Here is a 21,260-nt window from a genome sequence, read left to right on the forward strand (position 1 = left end):
AGGCAGGCATGGGTATGCTAGCCATATGAGCGAACAGAACGACGCCCCCAAGATTCACGCCCTGGCCGATGTGGCCAGCCCCCATATCGGCCCGCGCACCCGCATCTGGCAGTTTTGCGTGGTGCTGGCAGGTGCCCGCATCGGCGCGGACTGCAATATCAACGCGCAGGTGTTGATTGAAAACGAGGTCGTGATCGGGGATCGGGTCACCGTCAAGAGCGGCGTGCAGTTATGGGACGGCCTGCGGGTGGAGGACGATGTCTTCATCGGCCCCAACGCCACTTTCACCAATGACCGCACACCGCGCTCACGCCAGTACCCGGCCGAGTTTCAAACCATCACGCTGGAGCGTGGCGCCTCCATCGGGGCCAATGCCACCATTCTGGGCGGGGTGCGTATCGGGGCTGGCGCCATGATTGGCGCCGGTAGCGTGGTCACACGCGATGTGCCGCCGGGCGAGCTTTGGGTGGGCAATCCGGCGCGCAGCCGGGGCCCGGCGCCGGCACCTTGGGTGAAAAGCGAAGAGGCTTAAACGCTGGCCCGTACGACGCGAATCACGCGATCGATCTGCGCCTCGCTCATGCCGGGCCACAGCGGCAAGCTCAACACCTCACGGTGCATGGCCTCGCTGATGGGGAAGTCACCCGCGGCATAGCCTAGTTCGGCATAGGCCGGCTGCAGATGCGGCGGCACCGGGTAGTGAATCAGGCTGCCCACACCTTGGCGGGCGAGTTCGGCCTGCAGGCGGTCGCGTGCCTCATGCCTGACGACAAACAAATGCCAGGCCGACTCCAGATGCGCGGCCGGTGGTGTTGGCAGTTGCAGGGGCAGACCCGCCAAGCCATCGAGCAAACGTGTAGCAATGCGGCGCCGCTCTTCGGTCTGAGCCTGCAGATGCGGCAGCTTGGCAGACAGCACGGCGGCCTGGATTTCGTCCAGCCGCGAGTTACGGCCCTTGACCTCGTTGTGATACTTGACCCGCGAGCCGTAGTTGCGCAGCACCCGGATCTGATCCAGCAAGGCCGGGTCCGCGCCGGTCACACCGCCACCGTCACCAAAAGCCCCGAGGTTTTTGCCAGGATAAAAGCTCCAGGCCGACAAATCCGCCAGGCTGCCAACGGCGCGGCCCCGAACCATCGCCCCATGGGCTTGGGCGCAATCGTCCAGCACCTTGAGGCCATGGCGCCGGGCGATCTGCAAGATCTCATCCATCTCGGCTGGCAAGCCGTAGAGATGCACCGGCAGGATGACCTTGCTGCGCGGCGTGATGGCCGCCTCGATACGGGCGGGGTCGATGTTGTAGCTGAGCGGGTCAGGCTCCACTGGCACCGGGCGGGCGCCACATTGGCTGACCGCCAACCAGGTGGCGATATAGGTATTGGCGGGCACGATGACCTCATCGCCTGGCCCAACGCCCAGGGCTTGCAGGGCCAAAGCCAGCGCATCCAGACCATTGGCCACGCCCACACAGCCTTCCGCGCCCACGCTTTGCGCATAGGCCGCCTCGAAGCTCTGCAATTCCCGCCCCAACAAGAACCAGCCGCTACGGGCTACCCGCAGCAGTGCGGCATCAATCTCGGCCTGCGCGACTTGGTAAGCGGGCTGCAAATTCAGGAAGGGGATGGGCGCCTCGGCCACGGCAGCTTCAGGCACTGCAGCTTCAGGCACGTTGAATGGCGGCGAGGTAGTCGTCATAGCTGCGGATGTAATCTTGAGCGTCATAGGGGTCCGAGGCCAGCACCAGCAGGACGGCGTCGGCGCTGAAGCGGTACTGTATGCCCCAGACCATGGGCGGGATGTGTAAGCCCAGGCGGGGGTTGTCCAGCAGCAACTCGTCGCGGCGCTCGCCATCGTCCAGCACCACGCTGAGGCTGCCCTTCACACAAACCAGGAACTGATGGCAGAGCTTGTGCGCATGCTCGCCCCGCACCTCGCGGCTGGGCACGTCATAGACCATGAAAAAGCGCTGCGGCGTGAAGGGCAGTTGCTTGCCGATCTCCCCCACGCAAAGCGAGCCTCGCATGTCCACCGCTTGCGGCAGTTGCACCAGCGAGGCGCCCGCCACCTGCAAGCGCTCAGGCACCTGGCCAGGCCGTGTTGCCGAGGGCTGCGTGGCTTGCACCGCCGGATGCAAGGTATCCACATAACCGATGACATGAGCGGGATTACCCGCCACGATGGCATTGGCCGGCACATCACGAGTCACCACCGCGCCGTCCTGCACCATGGCATGAGCGCCAATGGTGACACCTGGCCTCACGGTCGCATTGGAGCCCAAGCTGGCCCCCTTGCGCACGCGGGTCTGCACAAACTGCTCGGGCCGCTGCTTGCTGCGCGGGAAGGCATCGTTGCTGAAGGTCACATTGGGGCCGATGAAGACATCGTCCTCGATGCGCACCCCGTCCCAGAGTTGCACGCCGCACTTGATCGTCACCCGGTCGCCCACCTCCACATCGTTCTCGATGAAGACATGGTCACAGATATTGGCGTCCCGCCCGATGCGCGCGCCCGGCAGGATGTGCACAAAGGCCCAGACCCGTGTCCCCGCGCCGATATGCGGGCTCTCGACCAGGGCATGGGCATGGATGGAGCAAGAGGAGGTCGACGGCATGGCTTGGACTTGAAAACAAGAATGCCTGAACGCTAACAGCTGCGGGCGCCCTGCGATGGCCAGAATTCCGGGGCAATCCCTGCCCTGCAATTCTTTGCTGGGCCACGCCCCTTGCAAGGCCACTCTGCCCCAAGTTCCCTGGGCTGCAAAATAGACCACCCGCCTGCGCTTTTTTCAGGGATCAAGCACCCTCAAGTGCGGCGAAAGTCACAACAAGCCTGTGGTTCACCCTGGGCACCCTTCAACCAACCTTCGGCACACCATGCTCAACGGCAAATCCATCCTCATCACCGGCGCTACCGGTTCCTTCGGCAAGGCATTTGTCGACACGGTGTTCAAGCGCTATCCCGATGTCCGGAGGGTGGTGGTGTTCTCGCGCGACGAGCTCAAGCAGTTTGAGATGGCCCAGCGCTTCAGCGAGCGGGAGTTCCCCAGCATTCGCTATTTCCTGGGTGATGTGCGTGACGAGTCCCGGCTGCGCCGCGCGCTTGAAGGCATTGACATCGTCATCCACGCCGCTGCGCTCAAGCAGGTGCCGGCGGCTGAGTACAACCCCTTTGAGTGCATCAAGACCAATATCCTGGGTGCGCAGAATTTGATCGAAGCCTGCATGGACCAAAACGTCGAGCGGGTCGTCGCCCTGTCCACCGACAAGGCCGCTGCGCCCATCAATCTCTACGGCGCCACCAAGCTGTGCTCGGACAAGCTCTTCATCGCCGCCAACAATATCCGCGGCCATCGCCCCACCCGCTACTCGGTCGTGCGCTACGGCAATGTGATGGGCAGCCGGGGTTCGGTGATCCCTTTCTTCGTGGATAAGCGCGCCAGCGGCGTCTTGCCCATCACCGACCCCAATATGACCCGCTTCAATATCTCCTTGCAAGACGGGGTGGAGATGGTCTTGTGGGCCTTGCAGAACGCCGAAGGCGGCGAGATCTTTGTGCCCAAGATTCCTTCTTATCGCATTGGCGATGTGGCCACCGCCGTGGCGCCCGACTGCCGCCAGGAGATTGTGGGCATTCGCCCCGGCGAGAAGATCCACGAAGAGATGATCACCGGCAGCGACAGCTATCAAACCGTTGATCTGGGCCGTTACTACGCCATCCTGCCCTCCAACTGCGAGTACAGCATTGAGCAGTACTGCAAGAAGACCGGCGCCGAGCGCGTGCCCGCCGGCTTTGCCTATGACAGCGGCAGCAACCCCGATTTCCTCAGCGTGGCCCAGTTGCGTGAGCTGATCATGGAGCATGTGCCCGAAGCTCGCTTGATCTAAATTCGGCCATGACAGTTTCCATCCCTTACAGCCGCCAGCAGATCAGCGAAGAAGACATCGCCGCGGTCTGCGCGGTGCTGCGCTCCGACTTCCTGACGCAAGGCCCAGAGCTGCCCGCCTTCGAGGCCGAATTCGCCGCCGTGCACCAAGTGCCGGACGCCATTGCCGTTAGCAATGCCACCGCCGGCCTGCACATTGCCTGCCTTGCGTTGGGGGTGGGCCCGCAGTCCTTGGTCTGGACGACACCGAACAGCTTTTTGGCCTCGGCCAATTGCGCACGGTACTGTGGCGCCAGTGTTGACTTCGTCGACATCGACCCCTTCAGCCGCCAAATGGGCATCGAAGCCCTGAGCAGCAAGCTGGCCCAAGCCCAGATTGCTGGCCGCCTGCCCGATGTGGTGATCCCGGTGGACTTTGCCGGCCTGCCTTGCGACTGGCCAGCCCTGCGGGCCCTGGCTGATCGCTACGGCTTCAAGCTGCTGCAAGACGCCTCCCACGCCACCGGCGCCAGCCAGCACGGCCGGCCCATGGGTTCGGACTGGGCCGATATCTCGGTCTTCAGCTTTCACGCCGTCAAGGTAGTGACCACGGCCGAAGGCGGCATGCTCACCTGCCGTGACCCACAGCTGGCCCAGGCCCTGCAAGGCCTGCGTTCGCACGGCATGGTGCGCGAAGCCGCCGCCATGACCCAGCCGCCCGAAGGCGCCTGGCTTTATGAGCAGCAGGCGCTGGGCTACAACTACCGCATGACGGAGTTGCAAGCTGCCCTCGGCCGCTCACAACTGCGCCGCCTGCCCCAGATGCAAGCCGCACGCGAAGCCTTGGCGGCACGCTATGACCTGTTGCTCAAGGATTTGCCGCTGCGCCTGCCACCACGCTTTGCCGACCGGCAATCGGCCTGGCATTTGTATGCCGTCGAGCTGGATGCCCAGCGCTGCCCCATCACGCGGGCTCAGCTCTTTGCTGCCCTGCGCGAGCAAGGCTTTGGCGTGCAGGTGCACTACATCCCCATCCACACCCAGCCCTATTACCAAGCCCTGGGTTTCAAGCCGGGCGACTTCCCGCTGGCCGAGGCCTATTACGCCCACTGCATCTCCCTGCCCCTGTTCCCTGCCATGACGGAGGCTGATCAGGATCGCGTCGTCGCCACGCTGCGTCATTTGCTGGCGCGATGAGTCAGGCCATGGAACTGGCACTAGGTACTGTGCAATTTGGCCTCGCCTATGGCGCGGTCGGCAGCGGCCAGACCGTGGCTGAGGCTGAGGTCGAACGCATCTTGGCCGCCGCCTGGCAGCAAGGCGTGCGCACGCTGGACACGGCCGCGGCTTACGGCGATATCGAAGCCCGGCTGGCCCGCCTGTGCGGCACGCTGGACTTTCGCATCATCAGCAAGATCAGGCCGCTGAGCGGGCTCTCGCAAGCCCAAGCTTTGGCTGCCGTGCAGATGAGCATTGAGCAATCCCGCCAACGCCTGGGCGAACGCCTGAATGCCCTGCTGTTCCACAGCGCCGCTGACCTTTTGGCCGCAGGCGGCCCAGCACTTTGGGAACAGGCCGAGCAGCAGCTCAAGGGCAGCGGCATTCGCCTTGGTGTCTCCTGCTACGGACCGGAAGAGTTGCTGACGCTACGTCAGCGCCACGACATCAGCATCGCCCAGCTGCCGGCCAATGCCCTCGATCAACGCCTTCAGCAAACCCTGCAAGGCCCGCAGGCCGAGCAGCTGAAGGGCGTTGAGCTGCATGTGCGCTCAGCCTTTTTGCAAGGCCTGCTGCTGGCGCCTGAACGCGGGGCCCAACGCGTACCGGCCGCCGCGCCATTTCTGCATGCCTGGCAAAACGACTGCCAAGCCCAAGACCTATCTCCCACCGTGGCCGCGCTAGGCCTCGTGAAGGCCCTGCCCCAGGTGCACAGCTGCGTGGTCGGCGTAGAGAGCTTGGCGCAATGGCAAGACATCGCCGGCGCCTGGCAGCAAGCCCGGCCCCTGCATCGCCCTCACCTGGCCTGCGCCCTGCCCGAAGCCTACGACCCCCGCCTGTGGCCCAAACCATGAGTTCAATGAATCCGCGCCCTTCATGCCTGGCGATTGTGCAAGCCCGTCTGTCCAGCAGCCGCCTGCCTGGCAAGGTCTTGATGCCGCTAGCCGGCATGCCGATGATTTTGTTCATGCTGGAGCGCGTCAAACGCGCCACGCTCATCGACCAGATCGTGCTGGCCACCAGCACCGACCCCAGCGATGACGCGCTGGCGGCCGCCGTGCGCGAAGCCGGTTATGCGGTTCATCGTGGCCCGCTGGACGATGTGCTGACCCGCTTTGCCGGCGCCGCCCAGGCCAGCGACGCCGAACTGATCGTGCGCCTGACAGGCGACTGCCCCCTGATCGACCCGGCCCTGATCGACCGCGTCATCAGCCAGCTCTGCGCGCAGAAGCTGGACTACTGCACCAATAGCGAGCCCGCCAGCTACCCCGATGGCCTGGATGTCGAAGTCTTCACCCGCCAAGCCTTGCTGCAAGCCGCAGAACACGCCCGCTTGCCCAGCGAGCGTGAGCACGTCACCCCCTGGCTGCGCGCGCAAGCCCAGAAGCTGCGCATTGGCAGCCTGAGCAGCGTGATTCCATTGGCCCAGCTGCGCTGGACCGTAGACCATCTGGATGATTTGCACCTGGTGCGCGCCCTGGTCGACGCCTTGGACGCGCAAGCCGGCGCAGGTGCCGCCCTGCGCGCCGATCTGTTTGACTTTCTGCGCTTGCTGGATGCCCGGCCCGAACTGCTGCGGCTCAACCCGCACCAGCGCAATGAGGGCTATGCCAAGAGCCTGCGCAATGACGCGCTGCAAGCCGCTGCCGCCCAGCTCTGACTCCGAACACCTATTTCCAAAGAGACTGCCATCATGCGTACATTCACCGCTTCCGAAGCCATGCTGGAGCGCGCCGAGCGCGTCATCCCCCTGGGCAGCCAAACCTTCAGCAAGAGCCGCACCCAATACCCCAAGGGCGTCTCGCCCTTCTTCATCGAACGTGGCCAGGGTGCGCGCGTTTGGGATGTGGACGGCAATGAGTATCTGGACCTGGTGATGAGCCTGGCCTCGGTCACCCTGGGCTATCAAGACGCAGAGGTCAACAGCGCCGTCAGCCGCCAGCTGCAGGACTCCGGCGTCATCTTCAGCCTGCCGCACCGCCTGGAATGCGAGGTGGCCGAGCTGATCGTGGACATGGTGCCTTGCGCCGAGAAAGTGCGCTTCGGCAAGAACGGCTCTGACGCCACCTCCGGCGCCGTGCGCCTGGCCCGCGCCTTCACCGGCCGCGACCACATTGCGGTTTGCGGCTACCACGGCTGGCAGGACTGGTATATCGGCAGCACCGCCCGCCATCGCGGCGTGCCCGAGGCCACCCGCGCCCTCACCCATGCCTTTGCCTACAACGAGCTGAACTCGCTGGAGGCCTTGTTCCAGCAGTTCCCCGAGCAGTTGGCCGCGGTGATTCTGGAACCCATGAATGTGGCGGCGCCACAGCCCGGCTTTCTGGAAGGCGTCAAGGCCCTGGCCCACAAGCATGGCGCCTTGCTTGTGTTTGATGAAACCATCACCGGCTTCCGTTTCGCCAACGGCGGCGCGCAGGAGCTGTTCGGCGTCACCCCCGATCTGGCCACTTTCGGCAAGGGCTTGGCCAATGGCTTCCCGGTCTCTGCCATCGCCGGCCGCGCCGATGTGATGCAGCTGATGGAGGAGATCTTCTTCTCCTTCACCTTCGGCGGCGAAGCCCTGTCCCTGGCTGCCGCCAAGGCCACGCTGAGCAAGCTTAAGCGCGAGCCTGTTTTGGCCGGCATCGCGGCCAAGGGCGAACAGCTGCAAACCGGTTTGCGCCGCTTGCTGGATGAACAGAACTTGAACGATTTGTTCTCGGTCAGCGGCCATCCGAGCTGGACCTTCCTGAACGTGCGCGAAGCGCGCGGCGCCAACATCTTCGACATCAAAACCCTGCTGGCGCAAGAGCAGCATCAGCGCGGCGTGCTGGGTCTGGGCACCCACAACCTCAGCCACGCTCACAGCAGCGGCGACATCGAGCAGGTCCTGGCCATGTACCGCGAGCTGTTGCCCATGGTGGGTGAAGCCGCCAGCGACGGCCGGGTGCCGGAACTCTTGCGCTGCGCCCCCCTGGTGCCCTTGTTCAAGCTGCGCTGATGCGCATCGCCTTCCGCGCCGATGGCTCTTCCCAGATCGGGCTGGGTCATCTGCGCCGGTGCCTCTCGCTCGCCCAGGCCTTGCAGCGTCTGGGGGCACAAACGCTGTTTCTTTGCCGAGCCAGCGATGTTGACGCGCAGGCCTTGCTGGCCTCGGCCGGCATCGAAAGCCGACTGCTGGCGCAGCTGCCGGCCGTCATTCAGCCGGGCGCTTTGGCCGACGCGGCAGCCGATGCCCAAGCCTGCATCGAAGTCCTCAAGCACGAGGCGCCCGCCCTTCTCATCGTTGACCACTACGGTATCGCGGCCGACTGGCACGAGGCTCTGCGCCAAGCCTTGGGCTGCCGCATCGCAGTGATCGACGATTTGGCCGACAGGCCCTTGAGCGCTGATGCCTTGATCGACCAAAACCTCTGCGTCGAGTCCAGCCATCAAGCCCGTTATGCCCCCTGGCTACGCCGCCCGCCCGCGCGCTGGTTTTGCGGACCCGGCTTTGCCCTGCTGGGTGAAAGCTATGCCGAACTGCAAGCCCATGTGCCGGCGGCCGAGGTGCGCAGCATCGGCATATTTCTGGGCGGCACCGACCCACTGAACCTCAGCCCCACGGCCCTGCAAGCCTGCCGAAGCGGCGTAGGTTTCCAAGGGCCGATCGAGATCGTTTCCACCCACGCCAACCCCCATCTCGCCGCCTTGCGCGAAGCCGTGCGCGCAGACGCACAAACCCAGCTGAGCCTCGATTTGCCCGAGCTCAGCGCCTTCTACGCCCGCCATGATGTGCAAATCGGCGCCGCAGGAGGTGCAGCCTGGGAGCGCTGTGCCGTCGGTGTGCCCTCCTTGACGCTTTGCCTGGCCGACAACCAACGCGCCGTGCTGCCCGAGTTGGAACGCCGCCAGGCGGTGCTGGCCGCCACCGGCCTGGATGCCCCAGCACTGGCCCAGGGCCTGCGCCGCTTGCTGGACGATGCGAGCTTGCGCCAGACGCTGGCGACGAATAGCCGCGCCCTGGTCGATGGCCAAGGCGCACGCAAGGTGGCGATGGGCTTGCTGATGCTAGCCCAGGCGCCGCTGCAACTGCGTGCGGCCGAGCTGAGCGATGCCGAATTCATGTGGCGCTGGCGCAATCACCCCAGCACACGGCAAGTCTCACGCTCACAGGAGGAAATTCCGCTGGACACCCACCGCGGCTGGCTGGAGCGCCTGCTGGCGGCCGGGCAGAGTCGACTCTTTCTGGCCTATCGGGGCTCGCTTGCGGTCGGCGTGATTCGCTTCGATCCCTTGCCCACGTCGGATACGGACCCCGCCTTCGAGGTCTCGCTCTATTTGGATCCCCAGCTGCAAGGCCTGGGGCTGGGACGCGCCCTGCTGCAAGCCGGTGAAGCGGCCATGGCCGCGATGCATGCGGATATTGCCTTGAACATCCATGCCGAGGTCTTGCCCGGTAATGAGAGTTCCCTGGCCTTGTTCCGCGGCGCCGATTACGGCCCTGGGGCCACGCCGCTGCGCTTCATCAAACGCCTGAAGCCATAGGCCAGACAAACTCTGGCCGTGCAAACACATGGCTGGCAAAGCCCTGCTTGAAGGCTGAGATCGACAGCTGCTTGGCGCTGGGCGTGGGCTGATCCTGGGCGAACTGCCGCTCGCCCAGGCGATACCAACGGGTGCCCTGGCGCTTGAGGTACTCAATCGCCACCTGTTGCACCACATGGCCCAGAGGCTTGTCGAACAGGGCGCGGTCATAGGCCCCCACGCCGTACAAGCCTTCATCCCGGTTGATCTGGAACACGCCTGCACCCACCAGCCGGTGAGTCTCCGGATCGCGCAAGGTGACCATAAAGGCCTCGCCCGCCTGAATCATGGCGAACTGGCGCTGCCAGCTGTCGTCGCTACGGGTCTTGCGACCGGCCACGTCCAAATGCAAGGCCTTGAGTTCCTCCCATACCGCTACATCTGCCGCTGCCGCGTCCATCAAGTCCACCTGCCAATGGCGCAGGCCAGCGTTGATCAGGGGGCGAAAGCTCTTGCGAAAGCCAGCGCGGATCTCGTCCAAGGAGGGGCTCAGATCCACAAACAAATCATGTTTGACCGTGACCGAGGCACCGGCCGCCAGCAGCTGTTGAGACCACTCACTCAAGCCCAGCGCAGTTTGATCAGGCAGCACAGCCTGTTGCAGGTTCAGGCTGTTCTGGCCCAGGCGCTGCGCCAGCATTTGCAGCAGCTCCAGCAGACGTGCGCAGATCTTCTTGACGGTGTTGGGCGACAAGCCCTGCACAAACAGCGGCGCCATCAAGGGCCCGCCAAAGCCGCTCAAACTCACGCTAGCCGGCGGGCCACCCAAGGCGAGCGGGAAGATGCCGCAGGGCCGGCCATCGGTTTGCAGGATCAGGCTGATGTCCTGCAACTGCCAGCCGGCGTCCTCCAGATAGGCTTGCTGATAAGCCAGCGAGCTTGGCGCATAGCTGACCGAGCGATAGGTTAGGCCCTCCCACACCTGCGCCCAAGCCTGGGGCTGCTGATGTGCCAGGCTGGCGTCCAGGCGGCTGTCATTCAACAAGGCCTGCAAGGCAGCAGGCTCAAGCATTTGCTTCATTTCAGGCATGGGCATGCTCGCAAGGCTCAGGCGCTGACCAGCAAGCCATGCTGTTTGAGTTGGCTGACAACGGGGCCTAACTCCCAAATCGGGCGGCCAATGCGCTCGGCCACATCCAGCAGGCTCTCGCTACCGTCACAGTAAGCCAGCAGATTCATCATGGCCTCCACCTGTTTGCCACTTTCCTTGGTACTGATCGAGGGGTAGAGCCCGCGCTTGCCCAGCTGCGGTTCACACAGAGTGCTGCAGCTGAGGGTCTCGTCGGCTTCGATGGCCTCGATGCAGCGCTGCACGGCGGTGAAGCCACCAGCAAGGCCGGCCGGGGTCACCAGCTCAAGATCATCCAAAGAGGTGTGGTACTCGGGGTAGCAGGCGTATTTGCTGCGCATCACCGAGGCCACGGGCAGGTCCACGCCGGGGCTGCAGTACTGGCGCTCATCGCTGCCTCGGTCCAAGAAAGAATAGCTGGCATAGCCCGGTGCCAGATGCGACAGCACATGGCGCGCCGCCCGGTCGGCCAAGGTCGTGCCCCGCCGAGAGGGCAGGAAGGAATAGGCCCGCTCATCCCCCATGCAGCTCAAGACATAGCCCGCCACCACATTCTTCTTCATGGCGTCGAGATGGCGGCTCAGGTAGGTGATGGCGCCAATCGTCTCAGGCACGATGAGCAGGCGGTAGCTATAGCGGCGGCGAGGCAGGCTTTGCAGCCAGCGGGCCAGATAGGTGCCGACCACCGGGCCGCTGAGCTCGTTATTGGCCATGGAGGGATGGCAGAGATAGCTGGACAGCAGCACCTCTTCCTCGGTCTCGCCTCGGATCAAGGCCTCGCCATAGTTCAAGACGCCGGGCTCCAGGCTGGCGTCGATATGCACGCGGTAGCGCCCTGGCTGCAAGGCCATTCGCTGCTTGTGCGTCAGGCAAAAACCCCAGCGGCGGCTGTAGTAGGAGGTGATGTAGGGAATCGCGTCCGGCTGCTCGGGCAAGGAATACAGATGCGGCTGCAAATCCTCCAGCGACAGCTCGGCCTCCACCGGCTCGGAGTAGCCCATCACATGCAGATTGTGTTGGGCCAAATCGCAGATGCGGCTGCCGTCGGGTGTCTCAATCCAGGCGGAGCGGATATTCCACTCCAGCGGCACGGTCCAATCGAAGGCCTGGGTGCCGCTGGGCACCGCATGCATAGTCAGAGCCGGCAGTTCGCGCCGCAAGATGTCCATGGAGCTGCGAAAGCCTGCGCCGGTGAGTGAGCGACAGATAGGAAACAGCTCGCGGCAAAGCGCGTGCATCTGCTGACCCAGTTCAAGATTCATAGTTCCCAATTCCTACATCCAATACCCACGTCGCGGCAAAGCGAGCCCACTTAAGCGTTCGCCCTGGGCCATCCTATGGCAGGCCAAGCATGGCCGAGGTTCGGAGTATCCGGGCTCAAACCGCCTATCTTTGCGGACGCCTGTATTGGGCCGGCTCCCGCCCCCTATTTCACTCTTGAGCGAGCACCTAGCTGTGCGAGCATGCGCAACCGAAAGCCAATTGCCACAGGCCCACCATGCAGATTTCGCAACGCCTCATTGATCAAACCCAAAGGCCCTATCTGATTGCCGAGATGTCGGGCAATCACAATCAATCGCTGCAAAGGGCTTTGCAGATCGTTGAGGCCGCCGCAGCCTCGGGTGCTGACGCGATCAAGCTGCAGACCTATACCGCCGACACCATGACCTTGAAGGTCGACGCACCAGACTTCGTCATCCAGGACAAGAACAGCCTGTGGGCCGGCCGGCATCTGCATGAGCTCTACGACGAGGCCCACACGCCTTGGGACTGGCATGGCCCCATCATGCAAAGAGCCAAGGAGCTGGGCATGCACTGCTTCAGCACGCCTTTTGACGAGACCTCGGTCGACTTTCTGGAAGAGCTGGGCGTGCCCGCCTACAAGATTGCCTCCTTCGAGCTGACCGATCTGCCCCTGATCGCCAAGGTGGCCAGCACCGGCAAGCCCATGATCATGTCCACCGGCATGGCCTCGGTGGCGGAGATCGATGAGGCCGTGCGCACCGCACGCGGGGCCGGCGCCAAGGACCTGATTTTGCTCAAGTGCACCAGCACCTATCCCGCCACGCCTGAGAACAGCCATTTGCGCACCCTGCCCAATATGCGCGCCACCTTCGGCTGCGAGGTCGGTCTATCGGACCACACCATGGGCGTGGGCGCGGCCGTGGCTGCCGTGGCCCTGGGTGCCAGCTTGATCGAAAAGCACTTCACCCTGCGGCGTGCCGATGGCGGCGTGGACTCGGCCTTTTCGATGGAGCCCGAAGAGTTCAAGCTGCTGCGCTGCGAAACCGAACGCGCCTGGGCTGCCCTGGGCCAAACCAACTACGGCGGCAGCCAGGCCGAGGAGAAGTCCAAGGCCTTCCGCCGCTCCATCTATGTGGCTGTGCCTGTGAAGGCCGGCGAGGCCTTGCAGGCTGAGCACCTGCGCATCGTGCGCCCCGGCTTTGGCCTGGCGCCCAAGTTCTACGACACCGTGCTCGGCAAACGCGCCAGCCGCGACCTGAGCCCGGGCACGCCCTTGGCCTGGGACTGCATCGGTTGAACGGCTGAGAACTTTTTACTGCGCGGCCGCCATGCGTCGTTGGGCGGTGCTCGAAATCCTCACGTACAGGAAGTACGTTCCGGTTTCTGCGCTCCGTCCGCCTAGCCTGACAGCCGCTCGCTACAAAAGTTCTCAGCCTACGACGCTGCCCCATGCGGGCTTTGCTAGCCGGCCTTAGCGCCCACTTTTGGAGACTGAATTTGAGCGAGATCGTCGTCGTCGTCAATCGATTCGACCTGCCGATTGCGGCCACTTTATTGAGTCAGCGGGATGCGCAAGTGCTGGTCGCTGACCCCTTGTTGCAAAACCACGCCCAGGCCCAAGGCATGGCCGCGCCGCTGCTGGAACCTGGCTTGGATGCACACGCCTACCTGCGCGCTTTCAGGCAGGCCGAACAAGCCGCCTTGCAACTCAACCGCGCGCTGGCACCTTTGCTAGACCGCTGGGCGCCCAACGCCGGCGCCGCGGCCTGGTCCAGCCACCGCACGCTGCAGATGTTCTCCACCCTGTTCTGCTACCGGGACATCTGGAAACATGTGGTCCCCGCCCATGCCCAGCGCAGCTGGCATGTGCTGCTGCCCAGCAACCCGCATGACTACGGCGTGCACTCCTTTCTGCCGGGCCTGACCCTGGTGGATGCCCTGCAGGCGGCCGGCATACCGCATACCGCCTATGGCTATGACTGCCCCGGTGCCGACGCTTTTGTCTTACCGGATTTGCGCCAGTTGCCGGCTGAGATTGATCTGCTCTGCCATCTGCCGACCTGCTTCCACGACGCCGCCTACTTCGGCGAAGAGCTGCATGCCAGCGGCCTGCGCTGCGGCATCCTCAGCTCGCAGCGCTACGACGTGGCCTTGCCCGGCCACACGGCCACCGGTCTGATCGACCTGTCCACCGTGGCCGCTGAACTCGGTGCGGAAGGACGGGCCCGGATCGATGCGCTGGAAGTCGAGATCAAAGAAGTCTTGCTCAGCCATCTGCGGCCCCACATCCTGCAGCGCAGCTTTCTGCTCAAGCAGATCGATTCGTTATGGGAAGTCTTGGCCCTGCAAGGCCTGTTCTACCTCTGGTTGGAGCAGCGCCTGGGCGCCAAGCCACCGGCGCAGCTGCTGATCTCCAATCACGACGCCACGGTGCATGGCGCTCTGATGAGCTTTGCCCAGAACCACGGCATGAAGATCACCGTCATCCCGCATTCCCGGGTGCACAACTCCTTGCTCAAGACCGATGGGCTCAAGCCGGTTTGCCTGCACCACGGCATGCAAGATGGCCCGGTGCTGGACTTGTCGGAGCGGGTGCTGCCCTCGCGCCGCCTGAGCTACCCAGGCACCTGGCAAGCGCCACAGGTGCTGGCTCAAGTCGAGGCCAAGCCCTTTCAAACCCTAGGCCTGATCCTCAACGGCATCAGCGGCAACGGGGTTTGCGTGGTCGACTTCAATCAGTACATCGCCGATATCGACCACATCCGCAGCTGGGCCAAGGCGCGCGGCATTCAGTTCAAGCTACGGGTACGCGCCGCCGAAACACCGATAGGCCTGGTGGGCGAGCGGCTGAACATTCCCGCGCAAGAACTGCTGCAGCATGCCCAAGGCAGCTTGCTGGACTTTGCCCGCGGCTGCGATGTCTGCGTGGGGTATGACTCGCCGACCTCGGGCCTGCAGGATCTGATCCGCGAGGGCGTTCCCAGCTTGCAGATCGACCGCCGGCCACTGTCACGCCTGGAGTGGAGCATCATCGACGCGCGCATCGTGCCGCGTTATGCCATGAGCGAGGGCTTGGAGCGACTGGGCTTTATGCACAGCAACCCGGCTGAGTTCCAGGCCTTCGCCCAGCGGCAACACGAGGCCGGCTTGGCCAGCCAGCACGGCGCACAGCCCTTGCGACATTGGTTGCTGGCCAACTAGGCCAGCACTTAAACATCAAGGAATGTAGTACGGCGTGGCGGTGTAGACAAAGCCGGCGCCGACCGAGGCCAGCAACACCTTCTTGCCCGGCGCAAACCAGCCCGCGTCGAAAGCCTCGTCCATCACCGTGCCCAGCGAGGCCTCGGCCGTGTTGCCGATCTGCTGCACATTGTTGATGGTCTTGCTCATGGGCACGCGCAGGCGGGCCATGCAGTATTCGATCAGGCGCAGATTGGCTTGGTGAAAGAGGATCAGATCCAGATCGTTCACCGTCCAACCCAAATCATCCATGGCGCGACGGATGATTTTTGGCAGCTCCACCACCACCTCTTTCCAGACGCCCAGCCCCGTGTGCTCGTAGTACAGCGCCTTGCTGTCTTGCTCGAACAAGGCCGGGCTGTGGGGGAAGCTGGAGCCACCGCCGCGCAAACGCACCACCTCATAATTCTTGGTGTTGCTGGTGAAGTAACTGGGCATTAAGCCACCAGCCTCAGCCTCGGCTTCACTGCGCCTGAGCAGCACAACCGAAGCCGCATCGCCAAAAAAGTAGGCGCTGTTTTCGTCAAACGGATCCACAAAAGGCGACTGTTTGGCCAGTCCCACCACAGCGATCACGCGCAGCGATGGGTTGCCCTGCAGCAGGCAGCGGGCGTTCTCCATCGCCACTTGCATGCCGGCGCAATTGGCCATCAGATCAAAGGCGATGCCGGCTTTGAGCCCCAAGGTCTGCACCAGTTTGAGGGCTGTGCTGGGGTAGAGATAGTCGCCGGTGAAGGTGGCGACGATGACGCCGTCGATCTCGTCCTTGGCGATTCCGGACTTGGTGATGGCGGACTCCAGCGCCTTGTGCGCCATCGAAGAGGCTGATTCATCGCCGGCAAGATGGCGCTTCTCAATACCCGTCTTGTGGAGGATGTCCTCGGTCGACAGGCCCAAACGCTCGGCCACCGTGGCGGTGGTCTCAAAGCCCGGGGGGATGTACTTCCCGGTGCCAACAATCCTAACTGCCATGTCCCTGCCTTTGCAAAATATGCGCCCACTTCTTGTTGTGGGCGAGTTCTGCCTCGACCGTGCTGCGATCACCATGCCCAGGCAGGATGACAGTATCCGGGCGAAACTGGGGAATGGTGCTTTGCAGGAAGTGGAGAAACTCGGCCTTGTTTTCGCGGCTGTCAAACAAGGTGATCTTCAGTTTGTGATGCAGGGCCAGGTCGCCGGTGATGATGAAGTCACGGCTCAGGCTGTGAAGGATGCAACTGCCCTTGGTATGCGCGCCCACATGCTGGATGGCCAGCCCCCAATCCAGCAGCAGCGCAATCAGCACTTCGCTGAAGGCTGCCGCCTTGGCCGGGCGCATTTTGCGCTTGAGCAGCATCAGTGAGTAAGACTGGGCGCGCTTGGCTTCGTCCAGGTCCAACTCGTGCAAGTACAAGGTATCGACCAAGCCGCTATCAATCATGCCGGCCGCGGCGGAGATGTGGTCAAAGTGAGCATGGGTGCTCAACATGAACTGCAGCTTGAGCTTGTGCTCTTGCAGATAGGCCAGAATCTGCTCCGGCTGATCGGTGGGATCAACCAGAATGGCCTGATCCCCTTGCTGCAGGATGTAGCAGTTGGTCTTGAGTTCGTTGAGCAGCAGGCGGTGGATGCTCAGCGCGCCCGCTTGATAAATGATCACGACTCAGACTCCGCCGAAGTACAAGGTTTGGCCGCCGATGTCGCGCCCATTGGCCTCAAAGAACTCAATCGCATTGATGATTTCCATCAGCGGCGCGAACTGCTTGTGCGGAATCAGATCCAGCACCTTGTCGGTGTTCTCACCCACGATCTGATCCAACATGCCGCTGGGGAAGGCGGACAGGCCGATATTGTTGACGTGCACACCGAAGGGATGGCCTTCCTTGTTGAGCACGCGGGAAAACGCTTCCAGCCCGCTCTTGGTGGCCGCGTAGACGGAGTCGCCCACCACGCAGAGCTTGGGCGCCATGGACAGGATGTTGACGATCTGGCCGCGCTTGGCGCCGACCATTTTGCGAAACACCGTCTTGCTGGCCAGGATCGGCGCCTTCAGGTTCACATCAATCATGCCGGCGATGTCGCTGGCTTTCATGATGCCCAGAGGCAAGGAGGTCAGGATGGCAGCGTTATTGATCAGCACATCGATCTGCGGCATTGAGCGGCAGATCTGCTGAAAGGTCGACACGGTTGCCGCCTCGTCGGCCAAATCACAGGCATGAAAGTGCACCGAGGAGCTTGCTGCCGCCAAGGCATCAAAAGCCTCCGAGGACTTGCGGGCCACGGCGATGACGGTGTTCTCCGCCGCCCAATGCTGCGCTAGCGCCAACCCCAGGCCGCGCGTCGCGCCGGTGATCAGAATCGTTTTATGCCGCATTCGCTGAGTTCGACTTCGCGATGGCCAGGGCGGCCAGGGTGCTGGCATTCCTGAACGGTGTCTTGCCTTCGGTGATGATGGCGTCTTCGTCGATCACCTGCACTTCCTTGCCGGTGCGCTCAAAAATGAACTCTTCCACCTTGATGATTAGGCCCACCAGGGCCAGCGAGTCGATGATGCTACCGCTGCCAAAGAGCACGGTTTCGCGGTCCACGGGGCCGGCATCGATTTCGTTCTCTTCGCAAATTACCTTCAGCTCGGCCAGGATCACGTCGATCAGTTCGGCTTCATTCATGCTGTTCATCCTCTTTCTTTGATGTTCTTGATAGCGCAATAGTAGGGCTGGTCCTGCAGCTCGCTTAAGAAGCACGCATGCGCAGGCTTGATGTCCATGGCGAAAATATTCGCCCCGGCCAGATTCTGCTGGCGCACCAGGCCTTGGCTGACGAAAAGGTCCCAAACCGGGGCCCAGTCGTTGTCGTATTCATACGCATCCGTGATCTCACGGACGTACATGCGGAAGTTATCCGGCTGCGCCTGCCCCTGGGCGTCCAGAACTTGGCCCGGAAACTCCTTGTAGAAGCGATAGGGCACGGCTGCGACTTCTTCGGTGTGATGCAAAAAGGTGGCCCCGCCCACAAACTCGGTACCCAGCGCCAGATTGACCGCCTCCATCTCGACCAGTTGCTCAAAAGGCGAGCCCGGGCCAAAGGAGGACAGATGCTTGCAACAGGCAAAGGCCTGCGCCTGCGGCCCGCTGACGCTCAGGGAGTGAAAGGGATGCAGCGTGCGCAGCACGCCGGGCCGCTTGCGGAAGTACTCGGTCAATGCGCCAGTCTCGGCGGGCGTTGTACGGCTGTCCCAGACCCGGCTGGCGCCATAGGCAAATGTGAAGGCCGGCATCAGCAGCGTGGTCTGTTCGCCTAGCACCTCGTTCAGGACTCGCATCACGCCGGGCAAGCCACCTTCGATCAGCCCAAAGGTCAGCAGAGAGCTGTGCACGATGACGACATGGTTGCGCGGCAAGCCCAGGCGCGCAAGTCCAGCACCCAGATCATCCAACGAGGTGCGTTTCATGGACTGCGCACCTTCTTGAACCGGTCGTTGACGAAGTTTTCCCAGTTGAAGATGAACTGGCTGGGCACCTTGAACTTTTCCATGCGAGCCAGGCAGTGGCGCTTGATCAAGCGCTCGGCCTCGGCCTTTTCAAGCGTGCCGTTTTGCAGGATGTAGGCCACCACGATCTGGCCCAGCATGGGGTGCTTCTTGGCCTTGACGAAGACATCGTCGACAAAGGGCAACTCGTGGATGCAGTTCTCCACCTCGCTGGGGTAGACCTTGAGCCCACCCACATTGATGATGTCGGTCTGGCGACCCAGAATCATCAGGTACTCACCATCGGTCTCCACCAGATCATTGGTGCAGAACCACTCATGGCTGTTCTCCTCCAGCTTCAGACCCTGCTCGGTGAACAGCACCTTGCCCAGCAAATTGGACTGAGTCTTGATCCAGAGAATATGGTCCTCAACCTTGGACTGCACGCCGGCATCGATGAATTTGAACCACAGCGTGTCGTTGGAGCGCGACTTGATCTGCAGCACGCCGGTTTCCGACAAGCCATAGGTCTGCTTGAACACACAGCCCGGCAGCACCTCGTTCATCTTCTTGAGCACGGCCTCGCTCATCACCTCGGTGCCATAACTGACCACTTGCAGTGAAGACAAGTCGTAGCTGGCATAGGCACGCGACATCAGCAGTTGGGACAAAAAGCTGGGCGTGGTTGGCAGCAACTGGCAGCGGTACTTTTGCACCGCCTGGCAGACGATGTCCACCTGACGCTCCGCCACATTGACCGCCGTGCCGCCACGGAAGAGCAGGAACAACACCGTGTTGATGCCGCCCATATGGTCGAAGAGCAGGAAGCAGATGGAGCTGAGCGGCTCCTTCTTGTCCAGATAGCGATAGCACAGCGAATCGATGTTGTGCACGATAGCCTTGGGCACGCCGGTGCTGCCCGAGGTGAAGACAATCAGGCCGCCGGTGTCGCCAGGCAGGATGCTGCGCCAGTCCGAGCTAGCCTGAGCGCCCTTCGTTTCTTGGGCGGCAGCCGGCTGTATCGCCGCCTCGGCCGGCGCATAGGTGTCGATCAGAAAATCAACACCCAACTGCTCCACATACTTGCCCAGCTTGGCATGCGCCTCGCGCGTCAGCGGCACGACCGTGGCCTTGCGGAAAAACAAGGCCAGCATGCAGGCCAGCGCGGCAAAAGAGAACTCACCAATCAAGGCCACCACATGGCCAGGGCCGATGTTCGCTGCGGCCAAACGCGCTTCTTCAGCGCGCACCGCATCGGCCAGCATGCGATAGCTGTACTCCCGCCCGTCCGAGACGATGGCTATGCGCTCGGCGTTTTCTTCCATCCGCTCGCGCAGGACTTCAAACACGGGCGGCTCCTAGGGGCGCGGCTGGGGTCTTCTTGCACAGCGCCGCGTAATTCACCTCGACCTTGAGTTCCTTCCACTGCTCACGCGGGAACTTGTCTTCCACCGGCAGGATCTTCTCTGCCACGATGGTCAGGCCAGCCTCGGCGATCTGGGCCTGCATGGCCTCGACCGAGTCGTACAAAAAGATGTGATCCACAGAGGGCGCGTTGGCGCAGGTGGTCAGGAAGACATGGCCTTCATCGCCGATCAAGCCGGCAATCGTGCGCATCATGGCCAGCGGGTCTTCCAGATGCTCCAGCACCTCATTGATCACGACCAAATCGTAGGCATTGGCGCCACTGAATTCGCAGACATCTTTCTGGTGAAAGCTAACGGCATGCCCCGGCGCAAACTGCTGCACCACTTTTTGGCTCAGGGCCAGTGAAATCGCGCTGATGTCCACCACATCGAAGTGGGCCGACTTAAAGCAGCGCAGAGACTCGACCAGATGCAGGCCATGGCCGGGTCCGATCTCCAGATAGCTGTTCACCGGTTTGCTGGCTTCCAGGCGGGCGATGGTGTCGATGAAGAAATCAAACAAGCCGTAATGATTGCGCCACAGGAATTGCGAGATAGCCAGGCCGTAGACCATGGCCTCCATCTCCGATTCCGAGTGATAGACGCGCTGAGCCACCTCGGCAAACGAGGTCGAGCTGTAGCGTCCGGTCTTGCGGAACTTGATCTGCTCCAGCAGCATGTCTTTGCAGAGCTTGGTGTAGCAGTCCGCCACCTTCTCGACAGGAATCGCGTGCGCTTGCAGCAGGCGGCCGAAGTTCTCCGAGAAGCTGGCCACGCGCGCATGGAAAAGCGGATCGGCATTGGCCATCACGCCGGCAATCATCTTCTTCTGCAACGGGTTTTTCTGACCGATGGCCTGAATGATCTGATGAAAGACCGACTCCGTTTGCGTGTCGGCTGGTGCTGCGCTGAGGGCGATGCTCATGGGTCGGGCTCTCCGGTTCAGAGGTCAGGCTGGGCTGGGCTGGAAGCTCAAGCCGGCAGCTTCTCGCGCAGATAGGAGCGGATCAACTCAAAGCTGATCAATTCCACGGCCTCATCGTCTTTGAACTCGATGCCGAACTCTTCTTCCAAAGCCACCACCAAATGCATGTGATTGACCGAGTCCCAGCCCTCCACGTTGTCAACGCTGGAGGCCGCGGTGATCAGGCTCTTGTCGATGTCGAAGACACTGGCCAGCAAATCGGTCAGCTTCTCGTCCAATCCCTTGTTTGTGCTCATCTT

21 protein-coding genes and 1 other RNA gene are annotated in these 21,260 nt (G+C 62.6%); 10 read left to right on the plus strand and 12 right to left on the minus strand.

The features are described from left to right. The first annotated feature begins 25 nt into the window (after positions 1 to 25). On the plus strand, positions 26 to 532 hold the full coding sequence (locus tag AT984_RS23770) for an acyltransferase (protein ID WP_058719834.1): 507 nt from the start codon (positions 26 to 28) through the stop codon (positions 530 to 532). On the opposite strand, the gene AT984_RS09180 is transcribed toward AT984_RS23770, so the two are convergent. Continuing rightward, on the minus strand, positions 529 to 1,695 hold the full coding sequence (locus AT984_RS09180; protein ID WP_082679905.1) for a DegT/DnrJ/EryC1/StrS family aminotransferase: 1,167 nt from the start codon (positions 1,693 to 1,695) through the stop codon (positions 529 to 531). The genes AT984_RS23770 and AT984_RS09180 overlap by 4 nt on opposite strands. Next, entirely contained in the window at positions 1,661 to 2,611 is a 951-nt protein-coding gene (locus tag AT984_RS09185) for a WxcM-like domain-containing protein (RefSeq protein ID WP_058719835.1), read from the minus strand. Before AT984_RS09185 ends, AT984_RS09180 begins: the two co-directional genes overlap by 35 nt. A 262-nt stretch (positions 2,612 to 2,873) precedes the next feature. Here AT984_RS09185 and pseB point away from each other — a divergent pair, with 262 nt between their 5' ends. From pseB to pseG, 6 genes are read left to right on the plus strand one after another with little or no spacing between them, the layout of a single operon-like run. Further along, positions 2,874 to 3,884, plus strand: coding sequence for a UDP-N-acetylglucosamine 4,6-dehydratase (inverting) (gene pseB / locus AT984_RS09190; protein WP_058719836.1), 1,011 nt, complete (start codon positions 2,874 to 2,876; stop codon positions 3,882 to 3,884). An 8-nt stretch (positions 3,885 to 3,892) separates the two neighbouring features. Beyond that, positions 3,893 to 5,059, plus strand: coding sequence for a UDP-4-amino-4,6-dideoxy-N-acetyl-beta-L-altrosamine transaminase (gene pseC, locus AT984_RS09195; RefSeq protein ID WP_058719837.1), 1,167 nt, complete (start codon positions 3,893 to 3,895; stop codon positions 5,057 to 5,059). A gap of 8 nt (positions 5,060 to 5,067) precedes the next feature. After that, entirely contained in the window at positions 5,068 to 5,934 is an 867-nt protein-coding gene (locus tag AT984_RS09200; RefSeq protein ID WP_197418290.1) for an aldo/keto reductase, read from the plus strand. Beyond that, complete coding sequence (locus AT984_RS09205; protein WP_231741618.1) at positions 5,931 to 6,740, plus strand: cytidylyltransferase domain-containing protein; 810 nt, start codon at positions 5,931 to 5,933, stop codon at positions 6,738 to 6,740. Before AT984_RS09200 ends, AT984_RS09205 begins: the two co-directional genes overlap by 4 nt. A 33-nt stretch (positions 6,741 to 6,773) precedes the next feature. After that, positions 6,774 to 8,063 carry an aminotransferase class III-fold pyridoxal phosphate-dependent enzyme gene (locus AT984_RS09210; protein ID WP_156421960.1) on the plus strand — a complete coding sequence of 430 codons (1,290 nt, stop codon included), beginning with the start codon at positions 6,774 to 6,776 and terminating at the stop codon, positions 8,061 to 8,063. Then, complete coding sequence (gene pseG, locus AT984_RS09215; protein WP_058719841.1) at positions 8,063 to 9,589, plus strand: UDP-2,4-diacetamido-2,4,6-trideoxy-beta-L-altropyranose hydrolase; 1,527 nt, start codon at positions 8,063 to 8,065, stop codon at positions 9,587 to 9,589. The genes AT984_RS09210 and pseG overlap by 1 nt, the downstream gene beginning before the upstream one ends. Here pseG and AT984_RS09220 read toward each other — a convergent pair. Both AT984_RS09220 and AT984_RS09225 read right to left on the minus strand, forming a co-directional pair. Next, positions 9,570 to 10,664 carry a FemAB family protein gene (locus AT984_RS09220; protein WP_058719842.1) on the minus strand — a complete coding sequence of 365 codons (1,095 nt, stop codon included), beginning with the start codon at positions 10,662 to 10,664 and terminating at the stop codon, positions 9,570 to 9,572. The genes pseG and AT984_RS09220 overlap by 20 nt on opposite strands. 11 nt (positions 10,665 to 10,675) lie before the next feature. Further along, positions 10,676 to 11,959 carry a DUF4910 domain-containing protein gene (locus AT984_RS09225; RefSeq protein ID WP_058719843.1) on the minus strand — a complete coding sequence of 428 codons (1,284 nt, stop codon included), beginning with the start codon at positions 11,957 to 11,959 and terminating at the stop codon, positions 10,676 to 10,678. Positions 11,960 to 12,195: 236 nt separating this feature from the next. Between AT984_RS09225 and pseI the strand changes: the two genes are divergently transcribed. The 3 genes from pseI (at position 12,196) to AT984_RS09235 (ending at position 15,143) form a co-directional block, all read left to right on the plus strand. Further along, positions 12,196 to 13,239 (plus strand): pseudaminic acid synthase, encoded by a 1,044-nt coding sequence (pseI, locus tag AT984_RS09230; RefSeq protein ID WP_058719844.1) that lies wholly within the window; start codon positions 12,196 to 12,198, stop codon positions 13,237 to 13,239. Positions 13,240 to 13,300: 61 nt separating this feature from the next. Further along, a non-coding RNA gene (locus AT984_RS22470) (sX9 sRNA) lies at positions 13,301 to 13,377 on the plus strand. Positions 13,378 to 13,439: 62 nt separating this feature from the next. Further along, the gene (locus tag AT984_RS09235) at positions 13,440 to 15,143 is read left to right on the plus strand and encodes a hypothetical protein (protein ID WP_058719845.1); all 1,704 of its coding nucleotides are present in this window, start codon (positions 13,440 to 13,442) and stop codon (positions 15,141 to 15,143) included. 15 nt (positions 15,144 to 15,158) lie between these two features. Here the strand turns inward: AT984_RS09235 and AT984_RS09240 are convergent, their stop codons facing one another. Genes AT984_RS09240 through AT984_RS09275 form a run of 8 tightly spaced genes read right to left on the minus strand, consistent with a single transcriptional unit; the run spans position 15,159 to position 21,257 of the window. Continuing rightward, a complete protein-coding gene (locus tag AT984_RS09240) occupies positions 15,159 to 16,154 on the minus strand; it encodes a 3-oxoacyl-ACP synthase III family protein (protein WP_058719846.1) in 996 nt (331 codons plus the stop codon). Continuing rightward, on the minus strand, positions 16,144 to 16,821 hold the full coding sequence (locus AT984_RS09245; RefSeq protein ID WP_058719847.1) for an MBL fold metallo-hydrolase: 678 nt from the start codon (positions 16,819 to 16,821) through the stop codon (positions 16,144 to 16,146). The genes AT984_RS09240 and AT984_RS09245 overlap by 11 nt, the downstream gene beginning before the upstream one ends. 3 nt (positions 16,822 to 16,824) lie before the next feature. Further along, a complete protein-coding gene (locus AT984_RS09250) occupies positions 16,825 to 17,535 on the minus strand; it encodes an SDR family NAD(P)-dependent oxidoreductase (RefSeq protein WP_058719848.1) in 711 nt (236 codons plus the stop codon). Continuing rightward, a complete protein-coding gene (locus tag AT984_RS09255; protein WP_156421961.1) occupies positions 17,525 to 17,830 on the minus strand; it encodes a hypothetical protein in 306 nt (101 codons plus the stop codon). The genes AT984_RS09250 and AT984_RS09255 overlap by 11 nt, the downstream gene beginning before the upstream one ends. A gap of 5 nt (positions 17,831 to 17,835) precedes the next feature. After that, positions 17,836 to 18,612, minus strand: coding sequence for an AAC(3) family N-acetyltransferase (locus AT984_RS09260; protein ID WP_058719850.1), 777 nt, complete (start codon positions 18,610 to 18,612; stop codon positions 17,836 to 17,838). Continuing rightward, entirely contained in the window at positions 18,609 to 19,979 is a 1,371-nt protein-coding gene (locus AT984_RS09265; RefSeq protein WP_156421962.1) for a class I adenylate-forming enzyme family protein, read from the minus strand. The genes AT984_RS09260 and AT984_RS09265 overlap by 4 nt, the downstream gene beginning before the upstream one ends. Beyond that, positions 19,972 to 20,961: a class I SAM-dependent methyltransferase gene (locus AT984_RS09270; protein ID WP_058719852.1), complete on the minus strand. Its 990-nt coding sequence runs from the start codon at positions 20,959 to 20,961 to the stop codon at positions 19,972 to 19,974. Before AT984_RS09270 ends, AT984_RS09265 begins: the two co-directional genes overlap by 8 nt. Positions 20,962 to 21,008: 47 nt before the next feature. Further along, positions 21,009 to 21,257: an acyl carrier protein gene (locus AT984_RS09275; protein WP_058719853.1), complete on the minus strand. Its 249-nt coding sequence runs from the start codon at positions 21,255 to 21,257 to the stop codon at positions 21,009 to 21,011. Positions 21,258 to 21,260 lie beyond the last annotated feature (3 nt).

The organism is Paucibacter sp. KCTC 42545, assembly GCF_001477625.1.
Classification (GTDB): domain Bacteria; phylum Pseudomonadota; class Gammaproteobacteria; order Burkholderiales; family Burkholderiaceae_C; genus Paucibacter_A.

Bases quoted from the DNA above. Each gene is read 5' to 3' on its own strand.
- AT984_RS09250 (WP_058719848.1), bottom strand. From the start codon at position 17,535: ATGCGGCATAAAACGATTCTGATCACCGGCGCGACGCGCGGCCTGGGG.
- pseC (WP_058719837.1), top strand. From the start codon at position 3,893: ATGACAGTTTCCATCCCTTACAGCCGCCAGCAGATCAGCGAAGAAGAC.
- AT984_RS09275 (WP_058719853.1), bottom strand. From the start codon at position 21,257: ATGAGCACAAACAAGGGATTGGACGAGAAGCTGACCGATTTGCTGGCC.
- AT984_RS09270 (WP_058719852.1), bottom strand. From the start codon at position 20,961: ATGAGCATCGCCCTCAGCGCAGCACCAGCCGACACGCAAACGGAGTCG.
- AT984_RS09240 (WP_058719846.1), bottom strand. From the start codon at position 16,154: ATGGCAGTTAGGATTGTTGGCACCGGGAAGTACATCCCCCCGGGCTTT.
- AT984_RS09255 (WP_156421961.1), bottom strand. From the start codon at position 17,830: ATGAATGAAGCCGAACTGATCGACGTGATCCTGGCCGAGCTGAAGGTA.
- AT984_RS09180 (WP_082679905.1), bottom strand. From the start codon at position 1,695: ATGACGACTACCTCGCCGCCATTCAACGTGCCTGAAGCTGCAGTGCCT.
- AT984_RS09185 (WP_058719835.1), bottom strand. From the start codon at position 2,611: ATGCCGTCGACCTCCTCTTGCTCCATCCATGCCCATGCCCTGGTCGAG.
- AT984_RS09210 (WP_156421960.1), top strand. From the start codon at position 6,774: ATGCGTACATTCACCGCTTCCGAAGCCATGCTGGAGCGCGCCGAGCGC.
- AT984_RS09220 (WP_058719842.1), bottom strand. From the start codon at position 10,664: ATGCCCATGCCTGAAATGAAGCAAATGCTTGAGCCTGCTGCCTTGCAG.
- AT984_RS09205 (WP_231741618.1), top strand. From the start codon at position 5,931: ATGAGTTCAATGAATCCGCGCCCTTCATGCCTGGCGATTGTGCAAGCC.
- AT984_RS09225 (WP_058719843.1), bottom strand. From the start codon at position 11,959: ATGAATCTTGAACTGGGTCAGCAGATGCACGCGCTTTGCCGCGAGCTG.
- AT984_RS09200 (WP_197418290.1), top strand. From the start codon at position 5,068: ATGGAACTGGCACTAGGTACTGTGCAATTTGGCCTCGCCTATGGCGCG.
- AT984_RS09260 (WP_058719850.1), bottom strand. From the start codon at position 18,612: ATGAAACGCACCTCGTTGGATGATCTGGGTGCTGGACTTGCGCGCCTG.
- pseI (WP_058719844.1), top strand. From the start codon at position 12,196: ATGCAGATTTCGCAACGCCTCATTGATCAAACCCAAAGGCCCTATCTG.
- AT984_RS23770 (WP_058719834.1), top strand. From the start codon at position 26: ATGAGCGAACAGAACGACGCCCCCAAGATTCACGCCCTGGCCGATGTG.
- pseB (WP_058719836.1), top strand. From the start codon at position 2,874: ATGCTCAACGGCAAATCCATCCTCATCACCGGCGCTACCGGTTCCTTC.
- pseG (WP_058719841.1), top strand. From the start codon at position 8,063: ATGCGCATCGCCTTCCGCGCCGATGGCTCTTCCCAGATCGGGCTGGGT.